The 15631-nt window shown below is 68.0% G+C and carries 15 protein-coding genes; 10 read left to right on the forward strand and 5 right to left on the reverse strand.

The window, feature by feature from the left end; translation table 11 throughout:
- The first annotated feature begins 30 nt into the window (after positions 1-30).
- Positions 31-636 carry a helix-turn-helix domain-containing protein gene (locus K1X41_RS07520; RefSeq protein WP_258566707.1) on the forward strand — a complete coding sequence of 202 codons (606 nt, stop codon included), beginning with the start codon at positions 31-33 and terminating at the stop codon, positions 634-636.
- 136 nt (positions 637-772) lie between these two features.
- Here K1X41_RS07520 and K1X41_RS07525 read toward each other — a convergent pair whose 3' ends face one another.
- Together K1X41_RS07525 and K1X41_RS07530 are read right to left on the reverse strand one after the other, a co-directional pair.
- The gene (locus K1X41_RS07525) at positions 773-1363 is read right to left on the reverse strand and encodes a flavin reductase family protein (protein WP_220175722.1); all 591 of its coding nucleotides are present in this window, start codon (positions 1361-1363) and stop codon (positions 773-775) included.
- On the reverse strand, positions 1360-1881 hold the full coding sequence (locus K1X41_RS07530; RefSeq protein WP_220175723.1) for an NADPH-dependent FMN reductase: 522 nt from the start codon (positions 1879-1881) through the stop codon (positions 1360-1362). Before K1X41_RS07530 ends, K1X41_RS07525 begins: the two co-directional genes overlap by 4 nt.
- A 194-nt stretch (positions 1882-2075) precedes the next feature.
- On the opposite strand from K1X41_RS07530, the gene K1X41_RS07535 reads away from it, so the two are divergent.
- The 8 genes from K1X41_RS07535 to K1X41_RS07575 all read left to right on the forward strand — a co-directional run bounded on the left by K1X41_RS07535 (position 2076) and on the right by K1X41_RS07575 (position 11574).
- Positions 2076-3455, forward strand: coding sequence for an LLM class flavin-dependent oxidoreductase (locus K1X41_RS07535; protein ID WP_220175724.1), 1380 nt, complete (start codon positions 2076-2078; stop codon positions 3453-3455).
- On the forward strand, positions 3379-5268 hold the full coding sequence (locus K1X41_RS07540; protein ID WP_258566708.1) for an NtaA/DmoA family FMN-dependent monooxygenase: 1890 nt from the start codon (positions 3379-3381) through the stop codon (positions 5266-5268). The genes K1X41_RS07535 and K1X41_RS07540 overlap by 77 nt, the downstream gene beginning before the upstream one ends.
- Before the next feature lie 209 nt (positions 5269-5477).
- On the forward strand, positions 5478-6446 hold the full coding sequence (locus tag K1X41_RS07550; protein WP_220175804.1) for an amino acid ABC transporter permease: 969 nt from the start codon (positions 5478-5480) through the stop codon (positions 6444-6446).
- 9 nt (positions 6447-6455) lie between these two features.
- On the forward strand, positions 6456-7298 hold the full coding sequence (locus tag K1X41_RS07555; RefSeq protein ID WP_396426506.1) for an amino acid ABC transporter ATP-binding protein: 843 nt from the start codon (positions 6456-6458) through the stop codon (positions 7296-7298).
- Positions 7299-7424: 126 nt separating this feature from the next.
- On the forward strand, positions 7425-8471 hold the full coding sequence (locus K1X41_RS07560; protein ID WP_132206052.1) for an ABC transporter substrate-binding protein: 1047 nt from the start codon (positions 7425-7427) through the stop codon (positions 8469-8471).
- Positions 8468-9505 carry an ABC transporter substrate-binding protein gene (locus tag K1X41_RS07565; RefSeq protein WP_220175726.1) on the forward strand — a complete coding sequence of 346 codons (1038 nt, stop codon included), beginning with the start codon at positions 8468-8470 and terminating at the stop codon, positions 9503-9505. Before K1X41_RS07560 ends, K1X41_RS07565 begins: the two co-directional genes overlap by 4 nt.
- On the forward strand, positions 9502-10800 hold the full coding sequence (locus K1X41_RS07570) for an FAD/NAD(P)-binding protein (protein ID WP_220175727.1): 1299 nt from the start codon (positions 9502-9504) through the stop codon (positions 10798-10800). The genes K1X41_RS07565 and K1X41_RS07570 overlap by 4 nt, the downstream gene beginning before the upstream one ends.
- A gap of 126 nt (positions 10801-10926) precedes the next feature.
- Positions 10927-11574, forward strand: coding sequence for an FAD/NAD(P)-binding protein (locus tag K1X41_RS07575; protein ID WP_220175728.1), 648 nt, complete (start codon positions 10927-10929; stop codon positions 11572-11574).
- Between the two features lie 396 nt (positions 11575-11970).
- Here the strand turns inward: K1X41_RS07575 and K1X41_RS07580 are convergent, their stop codons facing one another.
- Positions 11971-12480 carry a VOC family protein gene (locus K1X41_RS07580; RefSeq protein ID WP_133617209.1) on the reverse strand — a complete coding sequence of 170 codons (510 nt, stop codon included), beginning with the start codon at positions 12478-12480 and terminating at the stop codon, positions 11971-11973.
- A 72-nt stretch (positions 12481-12552) separates the two neighbouring features.
- Between K1X41_RS07580 and K1X41_RS07585 the strand changes: the two genes are divergently transcribed.
- On the forward strand, positions 12553-13374 hold the full coding sequence (locus K1X41_RS07585; RefSeq protein ID WP_258566709.1) for a helix-turn-helix domain-containing protein: 822 nt from the start codon (positions 12553-12555) through the stop codon (positions 13372-13374).
- Positions 13375-13511: 137 nt separating this feature from the next.
- Here the strand turns inward: K1X41_RS07585 and K1X41_RS07590 are convergent, their stop codons facing one another.
- Positions 13512-14240 (reverse strand): VOC family protein, encoded by a 729-nt coding sequence (locus K1X41_RS07590; RefSeq protein WP_258566710.1) that lies wholly within the window; start codon positions 14238-14240, stop codon positions 13512-13514.
- 14 nt (positions 14241-14254) lie between these two features.
- A complete protein-coding gene (locus K1X41_RS07595; protein WP_220175730.1) occupies positions 14255-15631 on the reverse strand; it encodes an alkylhydroperoxidase domain protein in 1377 nt (458 codons plus the stop codon).

Consider the following 15631-nt stretch of genomic DNA (forward strand, 5'->3'; position numbering starts at 1 on the left):
CGTGCAATACTGGCAACTAGATTTGCACTATTGGCAAGAGGAAAGCACGGGTACCGCGTGGCACACGACGAACTGGCACAGCTGGGGCCGCGGCTGCGCGCGGCCAGGCAGGAGCGCGGCTGGACGCTGGAGGAGCTCGCCGGGCGTGCCAGGCTCTCGGTCAGCACGCTGAGCCGCCTCGAATCAGGCAAGCGCCAAGCGAGTCTCGAACTCCTCCTCCCCCTCACACGGCACCTCGGGATCCGGGTCGACGATCTCCTCGAGCCGCACGACCGCGACCCGCGCGTGCGACGACGCCCGATCACGCGCGACGGCCTCACCATTGCACCCCTCACACACGAGGCGTCCGACGTGCGCGCATTCAAGATCACCTACCACCCCGAAGCTCCCGAGCGAGCACCGCAGGTGCACGACGGGCATGAGTGGCTCTACGTCCTCTCTGGCCGCCTGCGCCTGACGCTGGGCGAGCAAGAGCTCGTGCTGGAGCGCGGCGAGGCAGCCGAGTTTGACACGACCACCCCGCACCGCATGCGCGCCGAGGGCGGCCGGAAGGCCGAGGTGCTGAGCATCTTCAACGCGGTGGGTGAGCGGCTGCACTTGCACTCCCACGTGGATCCCGCGCCGGCACCGGCATGAGCGCAGAGCTGACCCCCGAGTGAACTGCTGACCCCTAACTGAAGCGAATATCGCTTGAATTGGGGGTCAGGAGTTCACTCGAGGGTCAGTTGTGAGTTCGGGGAGCGTTGGGGCGGGGCCGCCGGATGCGCACCAGCTAGATCATGTACTCCAGCTCGCGATACGCGCCGCGGTAGAAGAGCAGGGGCGCGCGGCTCGGGTCTGTCGAGACCCCTGCCACCCGCACGAGGAAGATCAGGTGGTCGCCCGCCTCGATCTCTTGCTCGATCTCGCCGGCCACCCAGCCAGTGCCACCGGCGAGCGTCGGCGCTCCGTTTGCCTCGGACGGGAACCACTCGACCCCCTGCCACTTGTCAGTTCCGGATCGCGCGAACTGCCCGCTGAGGTGCTGCTGCTCGGCACTCAGGAAATTCACCACGATGTTGCGGTGTTCGCGTACCGCGGCGAGACTCTTGGCAGTGCGCGCGATTGAAAACGAGATCAGCGGCGGATCAACCGAAACGCTGTAGAACGACTGGCAGGTGAAGCCCACTGGGCCGTCCGGGCCACTCGTGGTGATCACTGTGACGCCAGATGCGAAGCCGCCCATCGCATCTCGGTACACTCGCTGGTCGAATGCGCTGGGGGCCACCGCTGGAGCAGAATCAACCACGGCTGGAGCGGGATTGACCGCAGGGGCTGATCCCGCACCCGAAGGCGCGTCCACTTCAATCAGCTCTGCACTCATGCTGCCACCTCTGCAACCCGCGCCGCACGAGCGAGCAACGGCCCCTCGGTCTCGAACCACTCATCGAGCACGGCGGCACGGCGATCAAAGCGCGGTGTGGGGAACGCAAGCCCGCGCGTCGGCACACTCGCCCCCAGCTCCACGAGCAGGGGGCGCAGCGTGAATTCGACGGCGAGGGCGTGCTCTTCTGAGGCTGTCGTGAACACGGGCACTGCGACCACCCCGGCGAGCCCTCGTGCGGGATAGCGATCCAGGAACGACTTGAGTAGCCCCGTGTAGCTGGCCTTGTATGTCGGCGTCGCAATGACGGCGATTGCGCTCGTGCGTAGCCGTTCGGCGATGGCATCGAGTTCTGGCGCCGGCCAGCGGAAGAGATCGGCGGAGTGATCGATCAGGTCGACGGTCGGGTGCAGGTGTGCCCCTGTCTCGGCCGCGATTCTGGCGGCGAGTTCCTCGGCAATCTGTCTCGTGCGTGAGGCCGGCTTGGGATTGCCGACGATGACGGAAATGTGGGACATGGCGCTCCAAACGTGGGTTGCGTGAGTGTTCCACGGTGGGGTGTCGCGGAGCGGCAACCGGATCTCATCCAGTGCAACTGGAAGCCAGTGTAGGTGCCGTGCTCGCCCGCAACAGATCCGCTGCAACAGAGCGTAATGGTCATTTTCCGTCATCTTCTTGCGAGGTTTGCTCCGCAGTCACATAAGTTTGCCGCATGTCTCCCATAACCAAACCCACCACAACGGCGATTCCGTTCACCGTCGGTGTTGCCCTCGACGGTGCCGGCTGGCACCCCGCTGCCTGGCGCGATCCGGGCGCGCAGCCTGACGCACTGTTCTCCCCTGAGTATTGGACGGGCCTCCTCACGGCAGCCGATCACTCCGGCCTCGACTACGTGAGCATCGAGGACGCGCTCACCCTGCAGGGCGAAGCTCGCCACCCGGCGCCCGGCCCCATCGCGGGGATCGTTTCCGGGCGCTTGGACGCGCTGCTCACCGCGAGCTGGACCGCACCGCGCACGAGCCGGATCGGGATCATCCCCACGGTCACGACTACTCACACCGAGCCGTTCCACGTCGCCACCGCGCTCCAGACCCTCGACCACGTGTCCGGTGGCCGCGCGGGCTGGCAGCTCAAGATTTCTGGTGACGCCGCAGCCGCAGCCGCGTTCGGACGCCGCCCCGCGCCTGAGATCAACCGCGACCGCGTACGTGCCGGGTTGCCGGAACCCGCGCTTACCGAGCTGCTCGACGAAGCTGGCGACGTCACCGAGGTCGCCAGGTCGCTCTGGGATAGCTGGGAGCACGACGCCATCATTCGCGACGAGGCTACCGGACGTTTCCTCGACCGGGATCGCGTGCATCACATCAACTTCGAAGGTGAGCATTTCTCCGTCACGGGCCCATCGATCGTGCCGCGCTCACCACAGGGCCAGTTGCCCATCACCCTGCTCGCGCATTCCCCCGCGGTCTACGCGCTTGCAGCCCGCGGGGCAGACGTGGTCTTCGTGACACCGGGCACGCAGTCGGCCGCAGACATCATTGGCCAGGTGCGCGCCGCGGAGCACGCAGCCGCCGCCGACCGCGCAGCGGCTGGTCTCGCGCCACTCCGAATCGTTGCCGATCTGGTGGTCGCGCTCGACCACGGGAGCGAAACAGGAGGTGCACGGCTCACCAGGCTCGACCGCACAGCGGGAATCCGCTTCGCGAACGAGGGCAGTGACGCCCGCGTTGTTGCCGGATCGGCTGCGTCCATCGCTGCCGAGATCGCGGCACTGCAGGAGGCAGGCGTCGATGGCGTGCGGCTGCGGCCCCTCACCCTTCCGGCCGACCTCGCGGCGATCACCCGGGACTTGCTTCCCGTGCTCGCCGAACGCGGGATCCACACCCCAGACCCGAATCCCACTTCGCTCCGCGCTCGGTTTGGTCTCGATCCGGCAGCGAACCGGTACGCCGCGAGCCCCCAGGAGGCTCCGCCGACCACACCCCTGCCAACACCGCAGCCCAGGAGGTCGCAGCATGAGCACGAAGCAGCCAGCCCGCCAGCCGGCACCACGCCAGGTCCACCTGGTCGCGCACTTCCCCGGCGTCAATAGCACAACGGTGTGGACCGACCCGGACTCGGGGAGCCAGATCGACTTCGAATCATTTCGCCGCTTCGCGCAGACCGCCGAGCGCGGCCGCTTCGACTATGTGTTCCTCGCCGAGGGGCTCCGGCTCCGCGAGCACGGTGGACAGATCCACGATCTCGACGTCGCCGGCCGCCCCGCAACGCTTGCGATCCTCGCTGCCATGGCTTCGGTGACCCGCAATATCGGGGTCGTCGGCACACTCTCCAGCACCTTCAACGAGCCCGTCGAGCTCGCCCGTCAGCTCGCGACGCTCGACCACCTCTCCGGCGGTCGCGTCGGCTGGAACGTTGTCACCTCCTCGGACGCATTCCACGGCGGCAATTTCCGCCGCGGTGGCTTCCTGAACCACGCCGATCGCTACACACGCGCCGAGGAGTTCGTGTCGCTCGCAAAGCAGCTCTGGGATTCCTGGGGCCGCGGCGCAATCGTCGCCGATCGCAGGCGCGGCGTCTTCGCTGATCCGGATCGCGTGCGCGGTGTGGTCCACCGAGGCCCACAGTTCGAGGTGGCAGCCACCAGCACGGTGCCACGCTCGCCGCAGGGCTATCCGGTCATCGTGCAGGCGGGTGACTCACCTGCAGGCAGAGACTTCGCTGCAGCCAATGCCGAGGTGATTTTCTCGCGCCACACGAGCTACGACGACGGCCGCGCGTTCTACCGCGATGTGAAGGGTCGCCTGGGCGCAGTGGGCCGCACTGAGGAGTCGCTGTTGATCCTGCCCGGCGCAACGTTTGCGCTCGGGGACACCGACGCCGAGGCCCGCGAGCGCTCCCGTGAGATCTCACTGCAGCAGACCAGTCCACAGACTGCAGTGGCCTGGATCGAAGCCGTGTGGGGCCGCGAGCTCCCGGGCCTCGATCCCGATGGCTCGCTACCAACGGTTGACCCTGGCACCGGCGAGCAACGCCAGGGTCAGGTCTCTACCCAGGTGGCGGATCGCGTGGCCCGCGCTGATCAGCTCAGGGCGCGAGCACGCGATGAGGGGCTGACCCTGCGCGAGCTCGTGGCGGCGGAGACCGCGGACCACTCGTTCGTTGGCTCCCCGAGACCGTTGCAGCGGAAATCAACCGCTACGTACAGGGGCGCGCCTCTGACGGCTTCGTGCTCGTGCCGCACCTCACCCCCGGCGGGCTCGACGAGTTCGTGGACCGGGTGGTGCCGCTGCTCCAGGAGCGCGGCGTGTTCCGTTCGGAGTATCCCGCGGCCGAGGGTGGCGCGGCGAACCCGACGCTGCGCCGCACCCTCGGCCTGCCGAAGCCGCCGAAGCCGGGGCGCGTCGCCCGAGCCGCGAGCGAGGTCAGCGCATGACCGGGCCGGTGTCAGCTCCACCCATCACGCAGCAGGCACACACGATTCGGATCGTGCGTCCGAGCGACGCGCTCGCGCGCCCGCTCCTGGAAGATCTCGAGCGCGAGTACGACGCCCGCTACGGCGTCGAGGTGTTTGGCGAGACGGCATCCGTCGAGTTGAACCGCTACCCGGCAGAGCTGTTCGGGCGCCGCGCGGCACCTTTCTGGTGCTGCTCGAGGGCACCGAACCCGTCTCGGGCGGCGCGTTCATGCCGCACGCTGATGACGCCACCGCAGAGGTGAAACGAGTATGGACCCGCGCGGATCGACGCGGCCTCGGCCTCGCACGAATCGTGCTCGACGCCCTCGAACGCGAAGCGGTGCGGCTCGGGTACGCGCGGATCTACCTCACCACAGGGCCGCGCCAGCCGGAGGCAGTCGCGCTCTACCTGAAATCCGGCTACACCCCCGCTACGACCAGACACTGAGCGCCGACGAGATCGGCGTGCACCCCTTGATAAGCAACTCACCCCGCTTCAGGGGCCGATCGCCAGCACGGCGGCAGAACAGGACCCACGCTCATGACGCTCACGACCGACTCCCCGGCACCGACCCGGGGACCGCCGGGCCGGGTACGGCCGGGCCGGGAACGCCCGGACAGCAAACGCCCACACCCAGCGATGGAGCGCCTGCCGCGATCGTGCCCCGCTCCGCACAGCCCAGCAAACTGAGTGTGGTTCCGCTCCGTCACTGGTGGCGCTGGAGTTTGAGCGCCGTTGCAGTCTTCATCCTCGCGCAGCTCGTGTGGACGTTCTTCACAAATCCGCAGTGGCGCTGGCCGGTGTTTGCCGAGTACTTCTTCAACGAGGCGATCCTCCGCGGCCTGTGGCTCACGCTCTGGCTCACTGCGGTGTCCTCCGTGATCGGCTTTGTGCTCGGCGGGCTCCTCGCCCTCGCACGGCTCTCCGGCTCGGCTCTCCTGAACTCCTTCGCGTGGAGCTTCATCTGGTTCTTCCGCTCGATCCCCCTGATCGTGCAGCTCGTGATCTGGTACAACCTGGGCTACCTGTTCCCCACACTCGGGATCGGCTGGCCGTTCACCTACGACTTCTGGCTCATCGAGTTCGATACAGTCCGTCTGCTTTCGGCTTCAGTTGCCGCGATCCTCGGGCTTTCGCTGCACCAGGCCGCGTACTCCTCTGAGATCATTCGCGGCGGGCTCCTGTCGGTCGATCACGGTCAGCTTGAGGCTGCCCGGGCACTCGGGATCCCCCGCGGCAGGCGGTTCTTCCGGATCATGCTGCCGCAGGCGGCCCGCGCGATCCTGCCCAACGCGTTCAACGAGGTCATCGGCCTCCTGAAGGGCACCTCGGTCGTGTTCATCCTCGCGCTGCCCGAACTGTTCTACACGGTGCAGGTGATCTACAACCGCAACCAACAGGTCGTCCCACTGCTGCTCGTCGCCGCGGTGTGGTACACGATCTTCACGACTGTGCTGAGCGTTGCGCAGTACTACATCGAACGCCGCTTCGCCAGGGGCGCAGCCAGAGAGCTGCCGCCCACCCCGATCCAGCGCGCCCGCGCGGGTCTCCGCCGCCTCGTCTCCCGCCCTGCCCGTCCGCTCCCACCCGCCTCGATCGCGGCCGCCGCCGAGCACGCACGTTAGGACCCCACTGTGTCTGCACTGACCACCCAAGCGGCGCCCACCGCACCTGCCAGCACGTCCAGCTCACCGGCCTCAGCGCCGGTGCCACCGAAGACCGGACTCGTCGAAATCTCAGGCGTCCACAAGTCCTACGGCGACAATGAGGTGCTCCACAACATCTCGCTCCGGATCGAACCCGGCCAGGTGGTCACTCTGCTCGGCCCCTCCGGCTCCGGGAAATCGACTCTGCTGCGCGCGATCAACCACCTCGAAACCATCGATGCCGGCTCGATCACCATTGACGGGGATTTCATCGGCTATGAACGCCGCGGTGAGCGACTGTTCGAGCTGCGGGAGAAGGAGGTACTCCAGCGGCGCACCCGCGTCGGCATGGTGTTCCAGAACTTCAACCTGTTCCCGCACCTCACCGCGATCGAGAACATCATCGAGGCCCCGCTCGGGCTGAAGCGTGTGAACCGGGCACAGGCACTGGAGCAGGCTCGCACGCTGCTGCAGCGGGTGGGCCTCGCCGATCGCGCGGATCACTACCCGCGGCAACTCTCCGGCGGGCAGCAGCAGCGTGTTGCCATTGCGAGGGCACTCGCCCTGGAGCCCGATGTGCTGCTGTTCGATGAACCAACGAGCGCGCTCGATCCCGAACTCGTCGGCGAGGTACTCAGCGTGATCCGGGGCCTCGCCCACGGCGGCACGACACTGATCATCGTCACACACGAGATCGGTTTCGCCTCCGAGATCGCCGACCATGTCGTGTTCCTCGACGCCGGCAACGTGATCGAGCAGGGCCCGCCCGAGATCGTCCTGCGCGCACCGGAGCAGGCGCGCACCCAGGAGTTCCTCGACTGGGTCATCTGATCCGGAGCCGGCTCCGGCAGCGCGATGTTCGATCCAGCAGCCGGGATCCCGATCGTGCACCCCACCACGTCTGCACCCCACCACGTCTTCACCCCACCAGCCTCACCCACACAGAAAGCATCACTCATGAACACATCAGTCGCACCACCAACCCGTGCAGGCATTCGCCGCACGCGCCGCGTCGCAGGGGTCGCGCTCGCCGGCCTCACGCTCACCGCACTGCTCGGCCTGACCGCGTGCAGCGCAGTGTCCAGCGCCGCGGACGATACCGCAAGCGGCAGCTCAGGATCCGACTCAAGCACCGCGGAGTCACCCTTCGACCTCACCACCGCAAACGTCGACGGCAGGCCGCGCATCGATCCGGTGCCTGAGGCCGTCGAGGCGCTCAAGGCGAGCGGTTTCAAGCCGATCCAGGCCGGCAAATTCACCGTCGCACACTCCGCGTACGAGCCGCCGCTCGGATTCCTCGCAGAGGATGACAACACCACGCTGCTCGGCGTTGAGCCGGATATTGCGCAGCTCGTGGCAGACGGTCTCGGCCTGGAGTACACCCCGGAGAATGTGGCGTGGGCCGATTGGCCGCTCGGCGTCGAATCAGGAAAGTATGACGCGGTTGTCTCGAACGTGACCGTGACGGAGGAGCGCAAAGAGCTGTTCGACTTCGCAATCCACCGCGACGACGTGCTCGCCTTTGCGGTGAAGGCCGACAATGAGATCGACTCGATCACCGAGGCCAAGGATGTCGCTGGTCTCCGCGTCGTGGTGGGCAGTGGCACCAACCAGGAGAAGATCCTGCTCGACTGGTTTGCTGAAAACGAAAAGGCTGGGCTTGAGCCGGGTGAGCCGGTCTACTACGAAGACAATGCCGCGGCGCAGCTGGCGCTCGCTTCCGGCCGAGTCGACGCGATCTTCGGCCCGAACCCGACCGCCGCGTTCGCCGCAGCGCTCACCGGAGAATCAAAGGTCGTCGGCACGCTCAACGGCGGCTTCCCGCTGAACGCGCAGATCGGTGTCACGACGAAGAAGGGGAACGGTCTCGCTGAGCCTGTCGCTATCGTGCTCAACAGCATCATCGAGAGCGGGGTCTACGCTGACGCGCTCGAGCGCTGGGATCTCAGCGATGAGGCCGTGACCGAATCGCTCGTCAACCCACCTGGGCTGCCGAAGCCATGAGGACTCTGACACGAACCACGCGCCTCGCGCTGACCGCGACCTCGCTGCTCGCAGCGCTCACCCTGGTGTCCTGCGCCGCAGTCATCACCGACGACGAGCGGGCTGCAAGCACGGACACCGGCTCCGACACCGCGTCCGATTCGGACACCGCAGCCGCTGCCGCCGTCCCCGAGTTCGATCTCACCACGGGCAGCCTTGATGGCCGCCCACACATCGATCCGATCCCCGCCGCCGTTGCGGCCCTCGAGGAGAGCGGCTTCCAGCCAATCCAGGCTGGCAAGCTTACGGTCGCGCTCGGCGGGGCAGGAACTCCTCCCACGTCGTTCTTCGCCGAAGACGATGCTCAGACCATTATCGGCAGCGACCCCGATCTGTCCTCGCTCATTGCCGAGGGGCTGGGGCTCGAGTACACCCCGGAAAATGTGGCGTGGGCGGACTGGCCGCTCGGTATCGAGTCGGGCAAGTATGACCTCGCGCTCACCAACATCGGGGTCACCGAGGAACGCAAGGAACTGTTCGACTTCGCCACGTATCGTGACGCCGTGATGGGCTTCCTCGTGGCCGACGGCAGCGAAATCACCGAGATCTCGAAGCCGGAGGATATCTCGGGGCTGAAGGTGATTGTCGGCAGCGGCACGAATCAGGAGAAGTTCCTGCTCGACTGGATCGCGCAGAATGAAAAAGCGGGGATCGCGCCTGGCGAGGCCGTCTACTACGAAGACAACGCTGCGGGCCTGCTCGCGCTCGGATCCGGCCGCGCCGACGTGAGTATCCAGCCGTACTCGCTCGCGAAGTTCCAGGAGCAGACGCTCGGGGAGACGCGCGTGGTTGGCAAGTTCAACAGCGCGTTCCCCGTCACCGGCCAGGTCGGCGCGGCCACCGCGAGAGGCAGCGGCCTCGCTGAACCTGTCGCGGTGGTAGTGAACGAGCTGATCGAGACCGGTGTCTACGATGAGGTTCTCACGCGCTGGGGGCAGGGTGATGAGGCGATCACCGAGTCGCTCGTGAACCCTGCTGGGTTGCCGAAGCCATGAGTGCGCCGATCCGGATCGCCTGCATCGGTGCTGGGCCCGCCGCGGTCATGCTGCTCGAACGAATCACGGCCAATCACCAGGCCGTGGCTCCCGGAGCACAGATCGAGGCGCACCTCATCGACCCGCATCGGCCGGGAGGCGGCCGGATCTGGCGCAGAGAGCAGTCTCCGCTGCTGAAGCTCAACTCCATGCTCGAAGACGTCGCGTTCTTCACAGATGCGTCGTGCCAGCTCGCTGGCCCCGTTGCACCCGGTCCGTCATTTGCGGACTGGGTGCGCGGGGTGCGCCGCGGCGAGTATCCCTATCCGAGCGGCACCGACGCGGTGCTGGATCGGGAGCTCGCCACGATTGGTGCCCGTGATTTCCCGACGCGGCGCCTGAACAATGCCTATCTGAGCTGGGCGTTTCACGAAACGCTGCGGCGGGCAGGGGAGACGCTCCAGGTCACTTGGCACCGTGATACGGCCACCGCGGTGGCCGGAGACGGGCCCTTTCGTATTCAGCTCGAGTCTGGGGAACACCTCGCGGCGGATCTGGTTGTGTACGCCGTCGGCCACAACGGGACAGAAGCGACCTCCGAATCGCGGGCGCTCGCTGGGTTTGCGGCGGATCACGGCCTGAACTATGTTGCGCCGGCCTTTACGGCCGACGTTGATCTCGACCACGTGCCGGCGGGATCCGACGTGATCGTGCGCGGCATGGGGCTTGCGGCCATTGACCTGGTGGTGCTGTTGACCGAGGGCCGCGGCGGCCGCTTCGTCGCGGGCGACGGCGGGGCTCTGCGCTACCTGCCGAGCGGGCGCGAGCCGGTGCTGCACCTGGGTTCCCGCCGCGGCGTGCCGTACCGCTCGAAGATCACGAGCCAACTGGCGGGAGATCCCGTGACGCTGGAGTATCTGGGGGCCGCATTCCACGCCGGACTCGCGGACCGCGAGGTGCGCGGCGAACTGCTGGACTTCGAGCGCGATGCGTGGCCGCTCATCGCCGCCGAGCTCGTCACCGGGTACTACCGGGAACTGTTCACCGGCCACCCCGAGCGGGTCGCGGTCTCGTGGGAGCGCTTCGCACCACTGCTGCGCGCGGAGCTGGCAGCGAAGCGAGGCTGGGACTCCCTGGCCTCGCCGATCTGGTGCGCGCACACGTGCCGGATCCGGCGGATCGCTTCGAGCTGGAGGCCTTCGATCGCCCGCTGTCGCGGGTGGCTGACGGTGATACCGTGCCCGGCACGGGACCTGGGGGCGTGCCGGGCTCGGGACTTGGTGACGTGCCGGGCACCGTTCCCAGTGATGCCGTGAATGATCGGGTGCGGGCGCACATCGGGCGTGACCTGCGCGATCGCACGACGCAGGCAGGAAGTGCGACGCAGGGGCTATTCCTCACGGCACTGCACGTGTATCTGTCGCTGGCAGAGGTGCCGGCGAGTGCCTGGAACGCTGAGTCGCACGCGTGCGCTGCCCGGCAGATGGCACACCTTTTTCAGCTACATCGCGAGCGGCCCACCAGGGCATCGCTTAGAGGAGCTGCTGGCACTCGCTGACGCCGGAGTGGTGCGCTTCCTCGGAGCGGATGTGCAACTCGCGGCCGATGTGACCCGCGGCGTGTTCACCGCGAGCGGTTCGGCGGTCGTCGCGGATGAGCCCGGGGCGGGCGAGTCCGGGGCGGGCGCCGCCCGAGGTGCGCGGGCGCAGGTCTCTGCGCGCACGCTGATCGACGCGTGGCTGCCGCAGTCGCGCGCGGCCGAGAGCGACAATCCGCTGCTGCGACACCTCGTCACGAGCGGGCGCGTGCGCGAGGTCGCGGTGCCTGGCGGGGAGGGTACGCAGGCGACCACCGGGCGGCTGGAGGCTGCCCTCGACGGCAGTCTCGCGGGCGCCCCGCAGCAGTTTGCGCTCGGACCGTTCGTAGAGGGGCCCACCGGAGGCGCCTTCACGCGGCCCGGGCTCAACTCGCTCCCGTTCCGGGTGCACGATCGCTGCGCGCGAGCGATTCTCGTGGCTGCCGCCGGGCTTCGTGCGGCCGAGCTGGCGGCGGATCCGGCACCGGCACTTGCGGCCATGGTGCGTCTGTGAAACTCCGGCGGCCGGATGCGAAGCCGAGCGGACCACACGGTCTCGAGCAGACCACTGTTCTTACGCCGAGAAAGTGTTGAAAAGTGGTCCGCTCGAAGAGCTGTGGTCCGGTGTGGCGTGGGGCCACATACACGCCCGGGGCCTGAGGGCGGGCGGGGGGACTACGCGATGAGAGTCGAGCTCAGCACGGGGATTCGAGCTCGCGCAGGAAAGAATCACGGGATGCTTCCTGTGTGAGCTCGAATTTCCTGCGTGAAGTGCAACGGCCTGCAGCCGCCCGAGCTCCACGCGGCGACTTTGATGAGACGCGCAGCAGCAGCAGGAGCAGCAGCTGTAGCTACAGCAGCATTTCGAATCTTCACACACCGCTGGTGTGAGATATTGCGAACACTCGCCCTACTCTCCGGCGGCGTAGGACTCCGCCCAGGCGCGAACGCGAGCTGTGCTCTCCTCTTCAGAGAGGTCTTCAACACGGGTCATGATCGACCAGCGCACACCGAAAGGGTCTCGGATGCTCGCGAAACGATCCCCCGAGACGAAGTCTGCAACGGGCTCGCGAACGGTGGCCCCTGCCGCGACTGCTGCAGCGACGGTGGCGTCCACGTCCGGCACGTACAGCGCGAGCGAATAGCAATCGTCGTCACCGCTTGGCGGCGCGACGAGGTGATACTCGGGCATCGGCTCCCCCAGCTGGAGATGCCCCATGCCGAAATCGAGCTCAGCGTGCGCCACCACGCCGCCGAACTCGGTGACATCGACGACGCGGGCACCAAAGATGGTGCGGTAGAACTCGATCGCCTCGGCGGCTCGCGCAATGGCGAGGAACGGGGTGAGGCTGGTCGCACCATTGGGGCGGCCGTTGGTCGTGTGCGCGCCGGTCGCGGCGCGGGTCTCGTGTGTGCTCATGTCCCCACCATAGAATCGGGGAACGCGATCGCGCTTGCGGATTTGCGACAGCTTTCGGGGACGGGGTGCGCTGTGATCACCGAGTCTCGCCGCGGCGTCCTGTACCCGGAACGCCTCCCCGAGTTTCACCGCATTGCGCCGCCTCGCGGGCTCGACTTCGCCGTGCGCTGGTTCTGGATCCCCGAGTGGAATCTGCCGGCCGGGGTGTCCTCGCGGCAGGAAATTCTCCCGTTCCCCGCCTGCAATCTGGTGGTTGAGCCGAGCGGGGTAACTGTCGTTGGCCCGCCGACGCGGCGCTCCGAACGCGTGCTGACCGGATCGGGCTGGGCTGTCGGAGCACTGTTGCTGCCAGCGGCGGTTCCCGGCGTACTGGCCAGCCTCGCGGATCCCACCGGCGCTGCCGATCGGGCCGGCTCTGTTCCCGAGGCGGCGCCGGATCCCGCGCGGCTGCGCGATGCGGTCGCGCCGCTCGCTGCGTCGGAACTGTGGGAGACCGTCTCCGCCGCGATGACCGACTCTGGGCGTGCAGGCGACGGGCGTCGCGCTGCGGCGGTCGCCGCGGTGTCTGACTGGCTGCTGGCGAGTGTGCCCGAGCCGGATGCTGAGGCCGCGCTGGCCAACGCGCTCGCGGTGGCACTGCAGGATCCGGGTGTGACCCGCGTTGACGAGCTTGGCCCGCGCCTGCACAGCTCAACGCGAACGCTGCAGCGCATCGCGGCCAGGTATTTCGGGATCTCACTGCACGCGATGATCCGGCGCCGCCGCTTGCAGGAGGGTGCCGAACGGCTGCGCGAACACCCCGAGCTCAGGATCGGCGAGCTCGCCGCGGAGCTGGGCTACTCCGACCACGCTCACTTCACGACGGACTTCGCGTCCGTCCTCGGTGTCACCTGAGCCAGTTCCGCGCCGGGGCTCACCTCAACTGAGGCGATCCCGTCAGCTCAGGCGTCGAATTGTTCGCGAGTTGCTCACGAGCGTGACAACACGGGCACGGCAGCAACGGCGGGGATACGCGACCGCTTCGAGCGTCCTCACACTCCGAGACTGACGGCCTCACCGCTCGGCCCGCGCAGCGTCAGGCGGTAGCCGGGATCCTCGCCGGGCTCGCCTCGCAGCACCCGGGCAACACCGGCGCCAAGGCCCAGGGCCGCGAGCTCGCGCTCCAGCCGCTCGGCAGCCGCCGGATCAGGCTCAACGCGCGCGAATTCCAGCAGTTCAACGACCGGATCGGTGCTTTCGCCTGGGTGCCGGGTGGCACCCCAGTCGATCAGGAACGGCAGCTCCGGCCTCGCCGCCTGCTGGCCATCGGCTCCCAGGGTCAGTCGCCACTCGAGCAGCGTGCCGTCCGGCGCCAGCCGCGACAGCTCGCGCACCGGGCCAAGCTCCACGCCGGCGGCGTGCGCCAGCGCCACGGTCTCCGCGATCCGCGGAGGGTGCACCGCGTAACTGTGCACCCACGGCTCAGCGGCTGCACCGCACGATCCGATGCCGAACACGGCTGGCAACTCAGGTGACGCGCGATCCGGATCCGGGCCAATCAGCTCAAGGTACTGCGGCCCGCGCGCGCCAGCAATGCTGAGCGCGACGAGCGCGTTGGCGCTCCCCGTGGGGTGCGCTCCGCCTGCAGCTGCCCGCACGCCCGTGAGCTCGGCAAACCAGTCGACCAGGTGCGCCAGATCAGGGCCAGCAACCACCACGTGATCAAGCAGCCCTGGCAGCTCTGCCAGCCCGGACGCGCCGGATCCACCGACCCCGCTCACCCCAGCTCCGCCCATCACTGCCCCGCACGCCGCGCGGGCACCTGCGGCTCCCCGAGCGACAGCATCAGGCGGTTTGCCCAGTTGAAGAACGCGGCCCCGTTGATCACGTCGACGACCTCTCCATCGTCAAGGCCAGCCGCGCGCAGCTGCTCGATCTCGCCGGTGCCGAATCGCAGCGGCGTATCCGTCAGCGCCACTGAGGCCGCGACCACCGCGTTCCACACCGGGTCACCGAGATCCGCGCCCACACCGTCGTCAAGCAACCGCTGGACCGTCTCGCCGCGACCAGACTCTCGCGTCGCCGCTGCCGAGTGTACCGAGGCGCAGAACACACAACCGTTGTGGCGCGAGGCCGCAGTGGCCGCCAACTCGCGCTCGGCGCGGCCGATCCCGTCGGTCACCGTAAAGAAGATGTCGAGGTCGGTGAGCGTGCGCGCCTTCAGGGCTGCCGGATCGCGCGCGAGCAACCGGAAGTACGGCATCTTCGCGCGCGCGGGCTCGATCAGCGCGTCCAACTGCTGCGCCGTCAGGTCTGCCTCAGCAACCGGTTCGAGCCACGGCACCCAGCCCAGGCCCTCCTGCGTGAACCGCTCAGGGCGAGCAAGATCGGGGTACGCGTGGATCCCGGCAGGCAGCTCGGCAGGCTCGGACCCACCGGCCGCAGCAGGCGCCGGATCAGCGCCGCCCTCGCCCGCGCCACCCTCGCCCACGGCGACGGCCGAAGCGGCACTCGGAGCAGCTGTCGCGGTCCCGGCGAGCACGCGTAGCCCCCATGCCGCGCGCAATTGGAAGGCGAGGAACGACACGAGCTGCGACAGTGTCACGATGTCGTCGGCCGACCACCCGGCGTTCACAAGCTTCGCGAGATCCGTCTCACGGGATTCACGCGGCCGGAACACGAGCCCGTGCGTGTGCGCAAGCGCCGCAGCGAGACGATCCCCCACCGCAGCGGTGAGCTCAGCGTCTGGCGTCCAGCGCACGGCGGGTGTGCTTTCGTCGCGCAGCGCGGGCTCGCGGTACGCCCCAACGGGTCCGTTCGTGCGCGCTCCAACAGCCGCCGCGCGCAGCGGCTCAACGAGTTCAGCGGCCTCGTCCCGCAGCACGTCGACAGTGAAGTCGATTGCGTCGGGGAACTCGTGCAGCAGCGCAACAAATGCCGCGACCGCGTAGCGCTCGCTGAGCGGGAAACTGCCCGGCTCCTCCGGTTCGAGGAGCGCGACGAAACTCGCCTGCGCGTTTTCCCTCGCCTGCGGCCGGCGGTCCCGGATCGCGGCGAGCCGGCTCCCCGGCGCGATCCCCGCAAGCAGATCGATGAGATCGGCCTGGGCATGCGTCCCGGGGCCACCAGCCCCGGCCTCGGAAGAAACGGCGGCGGCATTCTGCTCTGTCAT

This window comes from Leucobacter luti (genome assembly GCF_019464495.1).
In the GTDB taxonomy this organism is placed as follows: domain Bacteria; phylum Actinomycetota; class Actinomycetes; order Actinomycetales; family Microbacteriaceae; genus Leucobacter; species Leucobacter luti_A.

Coding starts and splice junctions, on each gene's coding strand:
- K1X41_RS07525 (WP_220175722.1), bottom strand. CDS start 1,363: ATGAGTGCAGAGCTGATTGAAGTGGACGCGCCTTCGGGTGCGGGATCA.
- K1X41_RS07530 (WP_220175723.1), bottom strand. CDS start 1,881: ATGTCCCACATTTCCGTCATCGTCGGCAATCCCAAGCCGGCCTCACGC.
- K1X41_RS07535 (WP_220175724.1), top strand. CDS start 2,076: ATGTCTCCCATAACCAAACCCACCACAACGGCGATTCCGTTCACCGTC.
- K1X41_RS07540 (WP_258566708.1), top strand. CDS start 3,379: ATGAGCACGAAGCAGCCAGCCCGCCAGCCGGCACCACGCCAGGTCCAC.
- K1X41_RS07560 (WP_132206052.1), top strand. CDS start 7,425: ATGAACACATCAGTCGCACCACCAACCCGTGCAGGCATTCGCCGCACG.
- K1X41_RS07565 (WP_220175726.1), top strand. CDS start 8,468: ATGAGGACTCTGACACGAACCACGCGCCTCGCGCTGACCGCGACCTCG.
- K1X41_RS07570 (WP_220175727.1), top strand. CDS start 9,502: ATGAGTGCGCCGATCCGGATCGCCTGCATCGGTGCTGGGCCCGCCGCG.
- K1X41_RS07580 (WP_133617209.1), bottom strand. CDS start 12,480: ATGAGCACACACGAGACCCGCGCCGCGACCGGCGCGCACACGACCAAC.
- K1X41_RS07595 (WP_220175730.1), bottom strand. CDS start 15,631: ATGACAGAGCAGAATGCCGCCGCCGTTTCTTCCGAGGCCGGGGCTGGT.